We start from the raw sequence: 15644 nt of genomic DNA, 5'->3' as shown, positions 1-15644 counted from the left end.
GGAGGATCATCGATGGTTGACACCGACGAGCGGCGAGCGTTCTCGGCTCTCGCCGAGGAGACCGGATGGCACCACCGGGTGGCCGATCGCAGCGATTACTTCGACAAGGGCATCGTCCGGGTGCACGTGGTCTGGCGGGGTGACACGGCGATCAGCGGCGGCACGCTGTACCACGACGACATCATGCAGTCCTACAGCAGCGACATCGCCACCGTGCAGGGCTGGCTGAAGCGCTGAGCCTCAGCGTTTCCCGCCGCCGGGCGCGCCGTCAGACTCGGACTGGCAGGCGTCCCACAGCTGGACCATCGAGGCCAGGATCGTCTCCGCCTCGCCGAGGCCTCCGAGGTGGCTCTCGCCCGGCAGCGTGAACAGCTGCGCGTCGGGGAGCCTGGAGACGACGTGTTCGCCGTGTGCGTAGGGGACGATGTGGTCGCGGTCGCCGTGCCACCAGCGCACCGGCACCTTGACCTCGTCGAGGCGGAATCCCCAGTCCCTGGCGAACACCACGACGTCGGCGAACGGCGCGGCGAGTTGCTTGCGGGCCCCGTTGAGCAGGTCGTCGAGGAACATCGCCTTGAACTCCGGGCGCGCCAGCAGCCGGCGGTCGCCTTCCGGTGAGATGCTGGCGTACAGATAGATGCCGGGCTCGGCAACCGGCTTGATCAGCCGGATGAGCCGGGTCGCGACTCTGCTGAGCGGAGCACCGGCGTATTCGAGCAGCGGGGCAGCGTGCAGCCCGAGGCCGCCCATCAGCCCGCCGCCGATGCGGTCCTCGCCCTGGGTGGGGGCCACGCCGCCGAGAACACCGACCGCGATCACCCGTTCGGGCATCGCTGCCGCGCAGCCCAGGGTGTACGGCCCGCCGCCGGATAGCCCGATGACCTCCATCTTGTCGATGCCCAGCGTGTCGGCGATGGTGCGCAGATCCTCGGCGAAGTCGATGACGGTCTCGTACTCGTGCGGGGTCGAGGAGCCGATGCCGGGCCGGTCCACCCCGATCAGCCGGATCTGGTGCCGCTCGGCATAGATCCGGGCCTCAACCGGGATCTGGCGCCGGGCACCGGGCGTGCCGTGCAACCAGAAGATCGCCCGCCCCTGCGGATCCCCGAACTCGGCGAATCCGATCTGGCGTTCTTCACCGACGGCGATATTGCCTTCGAGCTTGGGACGTGCGATGTCGAGAGCCATGCGCAGAAGTGTCCCATGCCTGTCACAGCGGCCTAATCGGCTCTCCGAAATAGGTACGAGCCCACGGTGGTGACGCGATCGTCGCAGCCCTCGTCGTGCATCACCACCCGCACCGCGACGGCGCCCGGGGCTCCCATCAGCGGCTCTGTCTCGACACGGAACGGACCGGCCTTGCCGCGGGCGACGAACATGACGTGCGACGAGACACCGTGCAGCCGGGTGGTGCCGGTCAGCTCGGCGGCACGCTGCACGGCGGCGGCCTCGAGGGTGACGAACTGCGGTCCGATGTGCAGCGCAGCATCGGGGGAGGCGACGTCGACGGACAGCTCCGGCAGTGCCCAGCGGCCGTCGGACCGTAGCCGGGCGCCGAACACCTCCCACAGCGGGGGCAGGGCGGGGGAGTCGGCGATCTCGAGCGGGTTGGCCGCCATCTTCTGCAGGCCGGCGGGCGGCGTGCCGATGCTGATGCCCTGACCTTCGGTCAGCGCCAGCACCCGGGCCGGGTGGTCGGCGTCGACGATCTTCGACCGGCTGTAGCCCATCTGCCTGCCGCGCTTGATCTCCTCGGAGACGATCTCGATGCGCTCGACGCCGACTCCCGGGTCGAGGATCTGGCAGCTGTGGATCACCGGGTTGGGCACCGCCTCCAGGTCGGACATGTGGCCGCCCTCCGGGGAGGCGATGCCGAGGACGGCCAGCAGCAGCCCGCCGGCGCCGTCGCGCATGTCGCGCCGCACCGTGACGGTGTTGTCCTCGGGCCCGAGATCCATCTGGGCGTAGCTGCGGCCGATGTAGCGGTAGCTGAGCAGGCCGCCCCAGCGTCGGCGCAGTTCCGCCGCGTACTCCTCCGGGTCATCGGTCAGTTCCCGGATGTCCCTGAGCATGCGGCCTCCTCGGGTCAGCCGGCCACCCCGCCCGGCGGTCGGCGGCCGGCCCACGGTATCGCCGTTTCCAGCTGGGCGGACAGCTTCAGCAGGATCGTCTCGTCGGGTGCCATCAGCTGGACGCCGATCGGCAGGCCGTCGGCGGTGACGCCCAGTGGCAGCGACATCGCGGCCCACCCGGTGACGTTGGCCAGCGACGTCCACCCGGTGGTGGCGAACTCCACGTCGAAGAACGCCCGGGTGGTGCCGCGCGGCTGGTCGAGCAGCCGGTAGGGCGGCGGGGCGGCGTAGGCCAGTGTGAAAAGACAGCATAAGAAAGTCGTCGTGACCACCACCCCCGCCCGCGGCACTGGGGCGTTGATGACGAAGCGCGCCGCCGACCCAGACGAGATCTTAGCGATTGCGATCGCCCCGCTGGTCAGGCCAGAGGGCTGACAGCAAACTGGTGACAACGGATCGACAAAGGACCTTAGCCTCTAGCACCCGGCGGATCCATGCCATTAGCTGTTCAGCACAGTTCGGCATTCAAAGCATGCAGCAATGTGCCGCATCCAATGGAGGGGGATACCCGTGAAACGAGCACTGATCGTGGGCACCGCTGTGTTCGGTCTGATGATGGGAACGGTCGCAACGGCTTGGGCCGACGAGGGAAATCGGGGTAATCACGGGCCGGTCTGGGGGCTCGACGTCCCCGGGCACGACAAAGCGTCCGGCACCGATTGGGGTCCGGCGGCCAGCTCCGCGGCAACCGCCGGACACCTGCAAGGGGGCGTCATCGCGAAAGGTGTCCACGATGTCAAGAACAACGGCCCAGAAAACGCGCCGGGGCAGAACAAGTAGCGGCTCGGCGTTTGGACCACACAGAGAATCCGCCCATCCCGACATACCGGGGTGGGCGGATTCGTTTCAACCCGCCTTGAGTAATTGCCAGTCGGAGTGATCCGGCCGCTGAAGGTATGCCGAACGCGCGACCATCACCACCGGAGGCCGCGGGCACGATACCGGGCGCGACGGCGGCCGCCGACCCTCCGCTGGAGGCGCCCGGGGTGATCGTCGGCGACCACGGGTTGGCGGTGGGACCGAACAGCGACGGCTCGGGCGTTCCCGCCAGCGACGCGCCAAGGTCCTTGAGCAGAAAGGGAACTCCGGCCAGCGGGCCCGCCGAGCCGTCCCGCAGCACCCCGACGGTGTCGAGGGCGGCGGCCTGCGCGCGGCCGCGTTCGAAGAGGTCGACGATGACGGCGTTGAGATCCCGGCCGGCTTCCAGTCGCAGGATCGCGGCCTCCAATAGTTCGGCCGCGCAGACCTCACCGGCCGCGGCCAGCGCGGCCTGGCCGAGGGCATCGGTGCCTGCGAGTTCAAACGCCGTCGAACTATCCATGCCGCGGATCATCCAGCGGCCGGTCGCATCCGGCAACTCGTCGTCGAAACAGGCTGCAGTGCAGCACTTCTGGCGGTGCCTCAGCTCACGGCGGCAACATATCCCACGGCGCCGACGAACAGTGTCATCAGGCACAGCGCCAGGGTTGCCACCGCGAACGGCCAGGCGGTCCTGCGCCGGACCAGTTGCACGATGGTCAACACCACGCCGGCGACGCCGATGCCCCCGGCCACCAGCAGCGAGGTGAACACCGCGGTCACCGCGCCCTCGATGCTGCATGTCGCCGGTGGGCAGTGGTCGATGAACGCCACCGAGAACAAGCCCATCACCGCCGCGATCCCGCCGAGTGCCACGATGAACACCAGCACCGTGATCGAGATCGCCATGTCGGCACCGGAACGCTGCGGCCGGGCCGGCGGGGGATGGCCATAACCGGGGTAGCCGGGATAGGGGTAACCCATGGTTCAGCCGTCCTCGGCTTCCTGGCGAGCGTGGGCCGCGGCCACGGCACGTTCGCTGCGCACCGTCGAATCGGTGACCACCAGCGCGATCAGGATGTCCGCGGCGGTGATGAACAGCCCCCACCAGAACATCCAGCGCATCTCGGGGTCGGGCGGGGCGGCGAAGAAGACGACCAGGAAGATCGGGCCGACGAGGCCGAAGACGAACATCATCGCCTGAATGCGCAGGTACACCCGCAGTGTGGACATCGGCGCACAGTCTCTCCCGTCGGCGCACGCGCGTCAACGGGCGGGCCGCGGCGGGCCCGCTCGGCTCAGGCCGAGACCACGACGGTGAGGTGGTCGTCCCGTCGCTCGACCCGCAGGCCGGCGCGACGGGCCACCGCCGCGACCGCGGCGGCGTCCCCGGGTTCGGACCTGGTGCCGGCCAGCGCGCGGGCCAACCGGCCCTTGTGGGCCTTGTTGAAGTGGCTCACCACACTCCGGCGCCCGTCGGCCTGCTCGGCGAGGACGTCGACGGTGACCGCGGCGGGCACCTTGCCCAGTGCGGCATAGGATCCCGACCGGAGGTCGACCACGAGTTCACGGTCGGCCAGGGCGGCCAGCACGGGGTCGAGTACCGGGCGCCACCGGGCCGCCAGGGTGCCCCGGCCGGGCAGCCGTGACGTCGCAGACAGCCGGTAGGTCGGGATCGGATCGTCGGCCCGCAGCAACCCGAACAGCGCCGAACCGACTGCCAGCCGGGCCCGGGCCCGGTCGGCGGCCGCGCCCCGCAGCGACTCGACGTCCAGCGCGTCGTAGAGCACGCCGGTGTAGCGGCGCAGGGCCGGCATGGTCGGCGTGGTGTAGAGCGCGGCGTTGCGGTCGATCTCGGCATCCTGGGCCGCCGAGATGCCCAGCGCCGCTCGACTGGCGGACCGGTCGGCGGACAACTCGACCAGCTCGGCCACCAGCTCCGCGCGCAGCGGATTGAGCTCCGGTGAGCTCAGCGAGTCCAGGGCCAGCGCCGGCCCGTCGCCGCCGGGACGTTTGGTCTCCGACGGCGGCAGCAGCACGATCACGGCACAGACGGTAGCGCGCGCGGTCAGGCGACTCCCGGCGGCGGGGGCAGCGGGGCCTCCGGCGAGGGCACGGGGGCGGGTAGCGCCGGGACGTCGGCCGCCATCAGCGCGACGGGCGCCCCGGGTGCCGGCTGCGGCGTCGCCAGGGGGTCCGGGGCCGGCGGCGGGGGTGCCGGAAGCCCCATCGTGACCGGCGGCACAGCCATCGGCGGCGTCAGCAGGGGATCGGCCGCGGGTGGCTGGTCGGGCGGCATCGGCAGGAACATGTGATTGGTGAACTGGTTCTGATAGGCGCCGCCACCACCGACCCGGACTCCGCGTCCGCCTTCGCCGGACGAGACCGGGGTGCCGTCGGGCAGCGTCGCGGCGGTGTGTCCGCGGTTCCAGCCGACCACCAGCGCACCGGGCTGCGTCCCGTATCTGAAGCCGCGATCGAGCAGCGCGCGTTCGATGTTGCCGGTGTTGAACCGGTCTCCGTACACCGGCCGGCCGGTCGCGGCGTTGGCGACCCAGGACACCAGACCCGAGCAGTCCGTACCCGCCGGCGAGTCACCGCCCGAGATGTAGGGCGTGCCCGACACCTGGTTGACGAGCGTCAAGAGAGTTGCGAGAGCAAACATGCAGCCGGACGTTAACAGAGGTCTCTAAAACCCACCAAAATCTGTGATCGCGAGCACATTCCGCGGCGTAACTCACGTCACTTTGCGAAACCCATTGTCCGGATCGCACTTTGGCCTAAAGATATCCAACCGTTGCCACGATGGTTAATAACGTTATCCATCAGTGATTTTCGATCGCTAGGCGGTAGGCGAAAGCCGCTGGTGGGCCACCTCAACGTTGCGCGAGCAGCAACGGGATCCGTTGCTCGGCTTCGGTCACCGAACCGTGCTGCCCGACCATGGCGGACTCGATCGGCTCGGCCGTCCTGCGCAGCACCCCCGAGGCCCCGCGGGCAGCCACCACCACATCCCCGATGCGGGGCCGCACGGCGTCGTCGACCCGCTCGCCGAACCAGCCCGCCTCGATCGCCTCGTCACCGGTGCACACCCACGCCCGGTCGCCGAGAACGGCCCGCCACCCGGCCAGCACGTCGCCGAGCGCGCCGTCGCGGACGTAGACGTGCCGGGCACGCACCTCCCCGGCCACGGCGGCCACCCCGTCCTGCAGGGGAGAGCTCGCGTCGAGGTCGATCGCCGCCGCCTCGTCGATCCGCACCATGCCGTGGTCGGCGACCACCGCCAGCAACCCGCCGGCCGGCAGCCGCTCGACGATCGACTCCACCAGCGTGTCGACCTGGCGCAACTGCATGCGCCAGGCCGGCGAACCGGGTCCGTGCAGATGGCCGACCAGGTCCAGATCGGCGTGATAGCCGTAGCAGAAGCCACCGCCGGCCACCGCGGCGCTCACGGTGGCGGCGAGATCGCCCAGCGCATGCACGCCGATGAAGCGGCCTCCGCGCAGCACCGCCCTGGTCAGGCCGGAGCCGTCGAACTGCGCGGCGGAGACGACGCTGACGGTCACACCGCCGGCCCGGGCCCGCTCGAAGACCGTAGGGCGGGGTTGCACCGATTCGGGGACGGCCCGCTCGCGCAGGTCGGCACCCCACGGCTGGGGCCGCCAGCGCAGCGCGTTGATCACCCCGACATCGGGAAGCCGGAAGGCCATCCCGACCATGCCGTGCTCACCGGACCGGCAGCCGGTTCCCACCGCCGCCAGACCGGCGGCGGTGGTCGACGGGAAACCGACCTGCAGCGTGCGGCGCGCCAGCGCGGCGAGCACCGGGGCGTCCGCGGCGTGGTCGTCCAGCAGCTGTGCGCCCAGGCCGTCGATCAACAGCACGCACGCACCGGCGACGTCATGGGCGATCTCGATGCGGGGCTCGAAGCCCGCAACGCCCATCGCGGCCAGCACCGACGGCGCGACATCGGCCAGGTACGGAAGTCCCGGATCGAGACGCGGCAGCTCCACGCTCCGAGCGTGCCACACGCCCGGCCGGACCGGCGACGATCAGATCTGGGGGAGACGCACCACCTGGACGAAGAACTCGTCGATCTGACGAACGGCGTTCATGAACTGGTCGAGATCGACCGGCTTGGTCACATACGCGTTGGCGTGCAGCTTGTAGCTGCGCAGGATGTCCTCTTCGGCCGACGAGGTGGTCAGCACCACCACCGGGATGTGACTCAGCTCGGGATCGGACTTGATCTTCTCCAACAGCTGACGCCCGTCGTACTTCGGCAGGTTCAGGTCCAGTAGCACCAGGTCGGGCCGCGGGACGTCCTCGAACGGACCGCGCCGGTACAAAAAGTCCAGCCCTTCCTCGCCGTCCCGGGCCACGTGCAGCGTGTTCTTGATCTTGTTGTGCTCGAACGCTTCCCGGGTGATCAACTCGTCACCTGGGTCGTCCTCGATGAGCAGCACGTCGATGGCGCGTTCGGCGGGTGTCATGGTGCCGATCCTTCCAGGAGTGCATCGGCCGAGTCATCCGCCCTGGCAGGCAGCGTGAATCGGAACCGGGTTCCATCCGTATACGAGGTGTCGATCCAGATCGTGCCGCCGTGATGCTCGACGATCTTCTTGCACAGCGCCAGCCCGATGCCGGTGCCGCCGTAGGCGTCGCGGCCGTGGAGCCGCTGGAAGATGACGAACACCTTGTCGGTGAACTCCGGCGCGATCCCGATCCCGTTGTCCGACACCGACAGCGCCCAGTGTGGTCCGCTGTCGTCGGACTCCGGACGGCACTCGATCCGGATGCGCGGTGCGATACCGGCACGGCGGAACTTGACCGCGTTCCCGATCAGGTTCTGCCACAGCATCGTCAGCAGGGTGGGGTCGCCGCTGACCTCGGGCAGCCCCTCGGCCGGTCGCTCGATGACGGCACCGGACTCCTGCATCGAGGTCTCCAGGTTGCCCAGCGCACTGTCCAGCGCCCGGTCCAGACCGACCTCGACCTCGGTGGCGTTGAGCCGACCCACCCGCGAGAACGTCAGCAGGTCGTTGATGAGCACCTGCATGCGTTTGGCCCCGTCGACGGCGAAGCGGATGTACTCGCGACCGCGCTCGTCGAGTTCGTCGCCGTACCGCTTCTCCAGCAGCTGACAGAACGACGCCACCTTGCGCAGGGGTTCCTGCAGGTCGTGTGACGCGACGTAGGCGAACTGCTCGAGTTCGGCGTTGGACCGCCGCAGTTCCTCGGCGTGCACGTCGAGCGCTTCGGCGGCCGCGCGCGAGGCGTCGAGTTCCTCGACGATGCGCTGCCGCATGTTCTCGACGTCGTCGGCGATCGCGCGGATGTCCCTGGGGCCCTGCGGGACGATCCGTTCGGCGAAGTTGCCCTGCGCGACGCTGCGGCAGGCCTTCGCCAGTGCCGCCAGCGGGCGTACCAGCGCCCGACGCAGCAGCACCGCCAGCAACAGCATCGTGACCACGAACGCGCCGAGCATCGCCAGCAGCACCCCGTTGCGCCAGGTTCTCATCTGGTCGAGCTCGCCGATGGCGTCGGTCCTGGCCCCGTCGAGGTGCTCGTTCTGGACGTCGAACAGCACGCGCAGGCGGTCGAACTCGACCTTGCCCTGCTGGGCGGCACTGGGCGACACCAGGCTCGGATCGCCCGGGTCCACCCCGGCGATCAACGGATCGGCGTAGTTCGTCCGCCAGGAGCCGGCGGCCAGTTCGATGGCATCGAGATCATCGAGCAGATCGGGCCGATCCTGCTCGAGCTGGCGGATCTCCGCCGAGGCCTCCTGCTCGACCTGCCGGCCCTCGTAGTAGGGCTCGAGAAACCGCTTGTCTGCGGCGATCAGGTAGCCCCGCACGGCGGTCTCCTGGTCGCGCAGCGCGGCCTGCAGTTTGTAGGCCGCCACCCGGGCCGGCTGGATGTGGCGGATGAGTTGCCCGGACACCTGGTCGGTGCGGTTGAGCAGCACCGCCACCGCGGTGCCGCCGGCCAGCACCACCACCCCCATCACCGCGAACACCAGGTACTGCCAGCCCTGCACGGTCAGCTGGCGGACCTGGCGCCTCCGGGGGCTGCTCATCGCTGAGCCACCCGAGGCACCCGCTCGACCCGGACGACGGCGATGTCGTCGCCGATCCCGCCGTGCGACTGGGCGCGCTCCTCGACGGCGTCGATGAGGGCGGCGACGAACTGCGGGCCGGGCAGCATAGCCAGCGATCGGGCCAGTTCGAGCAATCCCTGTTCGCCGAGCCGCTCGTTGCCGCGCCCCACGTGGCCCTCGAAGAGCCCGTCGGTGAGCAGCACCAACCCCTTGCCCTCGGGCAACGGCACCTGTTGGGGCGCCCAATCTCCCGCGTGCAGCCCCAGCGCGGGACCGCCCGGCGGCTCCACCCACTCGACGGTGCCGCCACCGTGCAGCAGCATGCCGGGATGGCCGGCCCGCACCGCGGTGATCGTCGGCCCGTCGGGCGGTATCGCCAGACTCAGGACGGTGGCGAAGATGCCCTTGCCGGCCCGCTCGGCACGCAGGATCCGTTCGAGCTGCCGCATCCGGTCGGAGCCGCGCAGACCGGCGAACGTCAGCGCCCGCCAGGCGATCCGCAATGCGACACCCAGCGCGGCCTCGTCGGCGCCGTGGCCGGCGACATCGCCGATCATCACGTGCACGGTGCGGTCCGGGGTCTGCACGAAATCGTAGAAATCGCCGCCGAGCAGAGCGTTCTCCCGGCTGGGCCGGTACTGAGTGACGATCTCGACGCCGGGATCGTCGAGCAGCAGCGGGGAGGGCAGCAGCCCACGCTCCAGGCGGGCGTTCTCCCGCGCCCGCAACTGGCTGGCGTGCAGGTCGACCGCCGTGAGCTCGGCCCGCTTGCGCTCGATCGCATAGAGCACCGCGCGGCGCAGCATCTCCGGATCGACCCGGCCCTTCACCAGGTAGTCCTGCGCCCCGGACGCCACCGCCGAGACGCCGAAATGTTCGTCGTTCAGGCCGGTCAGCACGACGATCGGCAGTGTGGCGTCCCTGGCGGCGATGCGGGTCAGACCGTCGATGCCGACGGTGTCGTGCAGGTGCAGGTCCAGCAGGACGCAGTCGGGCCGGGTTGCGGCGAGCGCGCGTTCCGCATCGGCCATCGTCGCCGCCCAGTCGACCCGCATGTCGACGCCCGAATCGGCGATCAACTCCTCCACCAGGATGGCGTCGGCCCGATCGTCTTCGACCAGCAGCACGCACAACGACTCGTGGTCATCGTGGGCGCTCATGGACCCTGTGCTTCTGGTCGGCTCGCGGGTGTGTCGCAGGCCGGTGCGCTCGAGTGACGATCTCTGCAGAGTACCCGGGCGTCCGGCCGGCCAGCGAACGGTCGGCACCGGCGTTGCGGGCCGCCTGCGCCCTCGTGGCGCTGGTAATCTGCGACCGGCCGCCGGCGCCTGGTCCGGGGGAGGCGGCCAGTGCCCGTGCCGTCTGTCCCGCCATCGACCGGCATCATCGACGCCGCGAGTCCCGACGAAAAGAGCCGTGTGCCCACCGGAGAGATCAGAGCCCTGTCCGGCTTGCGCATCGTCGCCGCCGTGTGGGTCGTCCTGTTCCACTTCCGGCCGCTGCTGGCGCAGGCCTCCCCGCCGTGTAGCGACACGCTGGCACCGGTTCTGGACGCCGGCGCGCAGGGCGTCGACCTGTTCTTCATCCTGAGCGGCTTCGTGCTGACCTGGAACTATCTGGACCGGATGGGGGAGTCCTGGTCGACCCGGTCCACCCTGCAATTCCTCTGGCTGCGGCTGGCCCGGGTATGGCCGGTGTACCTGGTGACCATGCACCTCGCGGCGGCCTGGATCCTGTTCACTCTCTACGTCGGGGACTGGCCGTCACCCGACGTCGATCAGCTCACCGCGATCAGCTGGCTCCGTCAGTTCCTGCTGGTCCAGCTGTGGTTCCAGCCGTTCTTCGACCGTTCGAGCTGGGACGGCCCGGCCTGGTCGATCAGCGCCGAGTGGCTGGCCTACCTGCTGTTCGGCGCACTGGTCCTGGTGGTGTTCCGGATCGCCTCGGCCACCCGGGCGCGCGGACTGCTGCTGCTCGCACTGGTCGCGGCCCTGGTCCCCACGCTGTTCCTGCTGGCCAGCGGCGTGTTCTACACACCGTGGAGCTGGCTGCCCCGCATCGTCATGCAGTTCATCGCCGGTGCGCTGGCCTGCGCGGCGGTCCGCCGGCTGCGGATCACCGACCGCGGCCGGCAGGCCGCCGGGGTGGGGGCGCTGCTGCTGGGCGTCGGCATCGTCGGCGGGCTGTACCTGTTGGACAACATTCCGAAGACGACGATCTACGACGCCGGCGGCCTGGTCGACGTACTGTTCCTCCCGCTGGTCGTCACATTGGCCATCGGTGTCGGCACGCTGCCGGCGCTGCTGTCGACGCGGGTGATGGTCTACCTCGGTCACATCTCGTTCAGCCTGTACATGATTCACGAGATCGTGCACACCGCCTGGAATTGGACGGCCCTTCAGTTCGGTATCACGCTGGAGCCGAGCTGGACCGCCAAGCTGACCTTGGTCGGGCTGATCCTGCTGGCGGGTGCGCTGGCCGCGGTGCTCTACCACTTCGTGGAGGAACCCGCCCGGCACTGGATGCGGCGGATGGTTCGTCCCAACCGGCCACCGGCCGACCGGCCCGAGAGTGCGCCGCAGGGCCACCTGCAGTCGGTCGCCGCGCGGGCCGGATGACGTTGGCGGGCACGGCGCGTCGAATGCAAGCGCCCCGGCGCGCCACCTAGGCTGGTCCAGTGAGTCGGTTGTTCTCCTTCGTGCTCTGCGCCGCCGTGGTGTTCGGCCTGTTCATCGCGCACTTCCCGGACGTCCAGCAGCGTGCGGTACGCCACCTCGACTACGCGGTCAACCGGATCGCGGTGATCGGCGACTCGTACACAACAGGCAGCGATCAGGGCGGCAACGGGCCGCAGGGCTGGCCGCCGCAAGTCTGGCGAGCACTGACCGAGCATGGGATCGCCGTCACGCCGACGGTCGCCGCCGAGGGCGGGGCGGGATTCTGCACCCGGGGCAACCGGGGCGGCGTGTTCGAGGATCTGACCGTGCGCGCGGTCAAGCCCAGCGACGAACTCGTGGTGTTCTTCGGGTCGCGCAACGACATGCCGGTCGACCCGACCCGGCTGTCGATCGCGATGTACGGCACCTTGAACCTGGCCCACCAGATAGCCCCCAGGGCGCACCTGCTGGTGATCGGCCCGCCGTGGCCGACGGCCGATCCGCCGCCGGAGATCCTGCGGATCCGTGACGTGCTCAGCTATCAGGCCGAGTTGGCCGGCGCGACATTCGTCGACCCGATCGCCGCGCGCTGGTTCGCCGGCAGGCCGGACCTGATCGGCGCGGACGGCGTCCATCCCACCGATGCGGGCCACACCTACATGGCCGACAAGATCGCGCCGCTGATCGGCAAGCAGCTGCACCCGTACTGAGCCATTTCATCGCGACAACAGAAGGGCACCCGGCCCACATCACTGTGAGCCGGGCGCCCGTAACTTCTGCCGTGCTGAGGGTCAGAGTCCCTTGCCCACATCGTAGCGGTCGGCGTCCATCACCTTGGTCCACGCGGCGACGAAGTCCTTGACGAACTTGTCCTTCGAGTCGTCCTCGGCGTAGACCTCGGCCAGCGCCCGCAGCTGCGAGTTGGACCCGAAGAGCAGGTCGACACGGCTGGCCGTGTACTTCTGCGCACCGGTGGCCCGGTCGGTGCCCACGTAGGTGCCGTCGTCGGCCGACGACGGGGCCCACTTGGTGCCCATGTCGAGCAGGTTGACGAAGAAATCGGCCGTCAGCGCACCCGGCGTATCGGTGAGCACACCGAGCTTGGTCCCACCGAAGTTGGTGTCCATCGCCCGCATGCCGCCGATCAGCACCGTCATCTCCGGCCCGGACAGGCCCAGCAGGTTGGCCTTGTCGATGAGCTGGTACTCCGCCGGCAGGGGCAGACCCTTGCCGGCGTAGTTGCGGAAGCCGTCGGCCTTGGGCTCCAGGTAGGCGAACGACTCGACGTCGGTCTGCTCCTGGGTGGCGTCACCGCGACCGGGGGTGAACGGCACCTCGATGTCGACGCCGCCGGCCTTGGCCGCCTTCTCGACACCGACGTTGCCGGCCAGCACCACCAGGTCGGCAAACGAGACGCCGGTTCCCGACGACCCCTGGATCTCCTCGAGCTTGCGGATCACCAGGGACAGCTCGTCGGTCTCGTTGGCCTCCCAGCCCAGCTGCGGCTGCAGCCGGATCCGGCCGCCGTTCGCACCACCGCGCATGTCGCTGCTGCGGTAGGACGACGCGGCCTTCCACGCGGTCGACACCAGCTGCTGCACGGTCAGGCCCGAATCGGCGATCGCGCTCTTGAGCTTGGCGATGTCGTCGGCGGACAGGTCGCTTCCGGCGGGGACGACGTCCTGCCAGAGCCAGGTCTGCTGCGGCACCAGCGGCCCGAGGTAGCGCACCACCGGCCCCATGTCGCGGTGCAGCAGCTTGAACCAGGCCTTGGCGAACTCCTCGGCGAGCTCCTCGGGATGGTCCAGCCAGCGCCGGGTGATCTTCTCGAAGCCCGGATCCATCCGCATCGACAGATCGGTGGTCAGCATCGACGGATGGGTCTTGGCGTCGCCCTGGGCCATCGGCACGGTGTTGGCCCAGCCGTCGTCCTTGGGCTTCCACTGGTAGGCGCCGGCCGGGCTCTGGGTCAGCTCCCATTCGTTGCCGTAGAGGATCTCCAGGAAGCTGTTGTCCCACTTGGTCGGGGTGTGCGTCCAGATCACCTCGAGACCGGAGCTGACGGTGTCGTTGCCGACGCCCGAGTTCGCCCAGCCGAGGCCCTGCAGTTCCAGCGGTGCAGCCTCGGGCTCGGGCCCGTTCTCCACCGTGGTGGCGCCGTGGGTCTTGCCGAACGTGTGCCCGCCGATGATCAGCGCGGCGGTCTCGACATCGTTCATCGCCATCCGGCCGAAGGTCTCGCGGATGTCGGTGGCCGCGGCCACCGGATCCGGTTTGCCCTCGGGGCCTTCGGGATTGACGTAGATCAGGCCCATGTGGGTTGCGGCCAGCGGGTTCTCCAGCTTGGTGCGCTCGGAGTTGTCCCCGGGGTAGCGGTGGAACGTTTCCAGCCACTCGTGCTCGGCGCCCCAGTAGATGTCCTCTTCCGGCTCCCAGAAGTCCGGGCGGCCGAATGCGAAACCGGCGGTCTTGAAGCCCATGTGCTCGAGCGCGCGGTTGCCGGCGAAGATGATCAGGTCCGACCACGACAGGTTCTTGCCGTACTTCTTCTTGACCGGCCACAGCAGGCGGCGCGCCTTGTCCAGGCTGACGTTGTCGGGCCAGCTGTTCAGCGGCGCGAAGCGCTGCATGCCCCGGCCGCCGCCACCACGGCCGTCCTGGACGCGGTAGGTGCCGGCGGCATGCCAGGTCATCCGGATGAAGAACGGCCCGTAATGGCCGAAGTCGGCGGGCCACCAGTCCTGCGAGTCGGTCATGACCGCGTCGACGTCGCGGGTCAGTTCGTCGACGTCGAGGTTCGCGACCACCGAGCGGTAGTCGTAGCCGTCGTCCATCGGGTCGATGACATCGGGGTTCTTCTGCAGGATCTTCAGGTTGACCGCGTTGGGCCACCAATCCCGGTTGCTGCCGCCCTCGACGGGCGGCTTGACGACCATCGGGCAACCGCTTTCGGCAGGCGACGTCTGGGCCTCACCAATCGGCGGAGAAGTTTCCTCAGGCACTGCATTTCCTTTCGGGAGTGGTGATTTGGGCTGCGGTCACGGTTGTGACCGGGAAATCTGGGTCGCGCAGTCCGGGCAGACGCCCCAGTACACGACCTCGGCCTCGTCGACGACGAAGCCGTCCAGGCTTCCGACGGGGTCGGACGGGACAAGACAGGGCGCATCGCCGACCGCGCAATCGACGTCGGCGATCGCGCCGCAGGACCGGCAGACGACGTGATGATGGTTGTCGCCCACCCGGGATTCATAGCGGGCGACCGAGCCCGAGGGCTGGATCTTGCGCACCAGGCCGACCGTGGTCAGCGCCGCGAGCACGTCGTAGACGGCCTGCCGCGACACGTCGGGCAACCCCCGCCGCACCACACCGAAGATGGAGTCGGTGTCGGCGTGTGGATGTCCCTGAACGGCCTCGAGGACCGCCAACCTCGGACGCGTGACCCGTAGGTCCGCGCTGCGGAGCAGCTCCGCATTGTCCGAAGGCACACCCAGAGTTCTACGTCGTTTTTTGGACTGAGTCAAGTGTTTACACGAACTGCTTACCAGCGCCGCTGTTAGGGTCCAGGCGTGATCCGAAGCGTGGTACTCGCCAAACTGACCCCGGGATACGATGCCGCCGAACTCGATGACATCCAAGGGTGCCTGCGCAACCTGAACTGCCCGGGAACACGCCATTACAGCGTGGGAACCGACGCGCGGCTTCGCGACGGCAACTGGGATTTCGCGATCGTGGCGGACTTCTGCGACGTGGCCGCCTACCGCGGCTACGACGAGGACGCCGAGCACAACCGGGTCCGGGCCCGGCTGGCGGTGCTCTTCGAACAGGTCTCCCGCGTCCAGTTCGAGATCCCCGACCACTGAAGGGGTCGGCTTAAGTAACGGAACGATTCCGGGTGTTTTGGTGACTGAATCGCCCTGGTTCTGCCGGAGGCTCGGAATGTTGGATTCCGACCAC

Annotated in this window: 18 protein-coding genes; 4 read left to right on the top strand and 14 right to left on the bottom strand. The window is 69.2% G+C overall.

Going from position 1 to position 15644, the window contains the following annotated elements; all coding sequences use genetic code 11:
* Positions 1–12: 12 nt before the first annotated feature.
* The gene (locus tag JDV09_RS20755) at positions 13–237 is read left to right on the top strand and encodes a hypothetical protein (RefSeq protein ID WP_221371027.1); all 225 of its coding nucleotides are present in this window, start codon (positions 13–15) and stop codon (positions 235–237) included.
* A gap of 3 nt (positions 238–240) precedes the next feature.
* Here the strand turns inward: JDV09_RS20755 and JDV09_RS20750 are convergent, their stop codons facing one another.
* The 12 genes from JDV09_RS20750 to JDV09_RS20695 all read right to left on the bottom strand — a co-directional run bounded on the left by JDV09_RS20750 (position 241) and on the right by JDV09_RS20695 (position 10193).
* Positions 241–1188 carry an alpha/beta fold hydrolase gene (locus JDV09_RS20750; RefSeq protein ID WP_221371026.1) on the bottom strand — a complete coding sequence of 316 codons (948 nt, stop codon included), beginning with the start codon at positions 1186–1188 and terminating at the stop codon, positions 241–243.
* A 32-nt stretch (positions 1189–1220) separates the two neighbouring features.
* Complete coding sequence (locus tag JDV09_RS20745; protein ID WP_221371025.1) at positions 1221–2072, bottom strand: hypothetical protein; 852 nt, start codon at positions 2070–2072, stop codon at positions 1221–1223.
* A 14-nt stretch (positions 2073–2086) separates the two neighbouring features.
* A complete protein-coding gene (locus JDV09_RS20740) occupies positions 2087–2404 on the bottom strand; it encodes an amidase family protein (protein ID WP_372452991.1) in 318 nt (105 codons plus the stop codon).
* A 464-nt stretch (positions 2405–2868) separates the two neighbouring features.
* Positions 2869–3453 (bottom strand): amidase family protein, encoded by a 585-nt coding sequence (locus JDV09_RS20735; RefSeq protein ID WP_221371024.1) that lies wholly within the window; start codon positions 3451–3453, stop codon positions 2869–2871.
* 80 nt (positions 3454–3533) lie between these two features.
* Positions 3534–3914 (bottom strand): hypothetical protein, encoded by a 381-nt coding sequence (locus JDV09_RS20730; protein WP_221371023.1) that lies wholly within the window; start codon positions 3912–3914, stop codon positions 3534–3536.
* Positions 3915–3917: 3 nt separating this feature from the next.
* Positions 3918–4163, bottom strand: coding sequence for a hypothetical protein (locus tag JDV09_RS20725; RefSeq protein ID WP_221371022.1), 246 nt, complete (start codon positions 4161–4163; stop codon positions 3918–3920).
* Positions 4164–4228: 65 nt separating this feature from the next.
* Positions 4229–4975 carry a peroxide stress protein YaaA gene (yaaA, locus tag JDV09_RS20720; protein ID WP_221371021.1) on the bottom strand — a complete coding sequence of 249 codons (747 nt, stop codon included), beginning with the start codon at positions 4973–4975 and terminating at the stop codon, positions 4229–4231.
* A gap of 23 nt (positions 4976–4998) precedes the next feature.
* Entirely contained in the window at positions 4999–5595 is a 597-nt protein-coding gene (locus JDV09_RS20715) for a C40 family peptidase (RefSeq protein ID WP_221371020.1), read from the bottom strand.
* Positions 5596–5806: 211 nt separating this feature from the next.
* Positions 5807–6943, bottom strand: a complete 1137-nt coding sequence (locus JDV09_RS20710) for an alkaline phosphatase family protein (protein WP_221371019.1) — start codon at positions 6941–6943, stop codon at positions 5807–5809.
* Positions 6944–6982: 39 nt separating this feature from the next.
* Positions 6983–7423, bottom strand: coding sequence for a response regulator (locus tag JDV09_RS20705; protein WP_221371018.1), 441 nt, complete (start codon positions 7421–7423; stop codon positions 6983–6985).
* Positions 7420–9012 carry a sensor histidine kinase gene (locus JDV09_RS20700; RefSeq protein WP_221371017.1) on the bottom strand — a complete coding sequence of 531 codons (1593 nt, stop codon included), beginning with the start codon at positions 9010–9012 and terminating at the stop codon, positions 7420–7422. The genes JDV09_RS20705 and JDV09_RS20700 overlap by 4 nt, the downstream gene beginning before the upstream one ends.
* Positions 9009–10193, bottom strand: a complete 1185-nt coding sequence (locus tag JDV09_RS20695) for a PP2C family protein-serine/threonine phosphatase (protein ID WP_221371016.1) — start codon at positions 10191–10193, stop codon at positions 9009–9011. Before JDV09_RS20695 ends, JDV09_RS20700 begins: the two co-directional genes overlap by 4 nt.
* Positions 10194–10451: 258 nt before the next feature.
* Here JDV09_RS20695 and JDV09_RS20690 point away from each other — a divergent pair, with 258 nt between their 5' ends.
* Together JDV09_RS20690 and JDV09_RS20685 are read left to right on the top strand one after the other, a co-directional pair.
* Entirely contained in the window at positions 10452–11651 is a 1200-nt protein-coding gene (locus JDV09_RS20690; RefSeq protein ID WP_221371062.1) for an acyltransferase family protein, read from the top strand.
* A 59-nt stretch (positions 11652–11710) separates the two neighbouring features.
* Positions 11711–12400, top strand: a complete 690-nt coding sequence (locus JDV09_RS20685) for an Rv0518 family GDSL lipase (protein ID WP_221371015.1) — start codon at positions 11711–11713, stop codon at positions 12398–12400.
* An 81-nt stretch (positions 12401–12481) separates the two neighbouring features.
* Here JDV09_RS20685 and katG read toward each other — a convergent pair whose 3' ends face one another.
* Complete coding sequence (gene katG / locus JDV09_RS20680; protein WP_221371014.1) at positions 12482–14626, bottom strand: catalase/peroxidase HPI; 2145 nt, start codon at positions 14624–14626, stop codon at positions 12482–12484.
* Positions 14627–14728: 102 nt separating this feature from the next.
* On the bottom strand, positions 14729–15181 hold the full coding sequence (locus JDV09_RS20675; RefSeq protein ID WP_221371061.1) for a Fur family transcriptional regulator: 453 nt from the start codon (positions 15179–15181) through the stop codon (positions 14729–14731).
* Between the two features lie 75 nt (positions 15182–15256).
* Here JDV09_RS20675 and JDV09_RS20670 point away from each other — a divergent pair, with 75 nt between their 5' ends.
* Entirely contained in the window at positions 15257–15550 is a 294-nt protein-coding gene (locus JDV09_RS20670; RefSeq protein ID WP_221371013.1) for a Dabb family protein, read from the top strand.
* Positions 15551–15644 lie beyond the last annotated feature (94 nt).

The organism is Mycolicibacterium xanthum (assembly GCF_019710635.1).
GTDB lineage: Bacteria > Actinomycetota > Actinomycetes > Mycobacteriales > Mycobacteriaceae > Mycobacterium > Mycobacterium xanthum.
This window is presented reverse-complemented; position numbering and strand designations above follow the sequence as displayed.

Coding starts and splice junctions, on each gene's coding strand:
- JDV09_RS20755 (WP_221371027.1), top strand. CDS start 13: ATGGTTGACACCGACGAGCGGCGAGCGTTCTCGGCTCTCGCCGAGGAG.
- JDV09_RS20750 (WP_221371026.1), bottom strand. CDS start 1,188: ATGGCTCTCGACATCGCACGTCCCAAGCTCGAAGGCAATATCGCCGTC.
- JDV09_RS20745 (WP_221371025.1), bottom strand. CDS start 2,072: ATGCTCAGGGACATCCGGGAACTGACCGATGACCCGGAGGAGTACGCG.
- JDV09_RS20735 (WP_221371024.1), bottom strand. CDS start 3,453: ATGGATAGTTCGACGGCGTTTGAACTCGCAGGCACCGATGCCCTCGGC.
- JDV09_RS20730 (WP_221371023.1), bottom strand. CDS start 3,914: ATGGGTTACCCCTATCCCGGCTACCCCGGTTATGGCCATCCCCCGCCG.
- JDV09_RS20725 (WP_221371022.1), bottom strand. CDS start 4,163: ATGTCCACACTGCGGGTGTACCTGCGCATTCAGGCGATGATGTTCGTC.
- JDV09_RS20715 (WP_221371020.1), bottom strand. CDS start 5,595: ATGTTTGCTCTCGCAACTCTCTTGACGCTCGTCAACCAGGTGTCGGGC.
- JDV09_RS20705 (WP_221371018.1), bottom strand. CDS start 7,423: ATGACACCCGCCGAACGCGCCATCGACGTGCTGCTCATCGAGGACGAC.
- JDV09_RS20700 (WP_221371017.1), bottom strand. CDS start 9,012: ATGAGCAGCCCCCGGAGGCGCCAGGTCCGCCAGCTGACCGTGCAGGGC.
- JDV09_RS20695 (WP_221371016.1), bottom strand. CDS start 10,193: ATGAGCGCCCACGATGACCACGAGTCGTTGTGCGTGCTGCTGGTCGAA.
- katG (WP_221371014.1), bottom strand. CDS start 14,626: ATGGTCGTCAAGCCGCCCGTCGAGGGCGGCAGCAACCGGGATTGGTGG.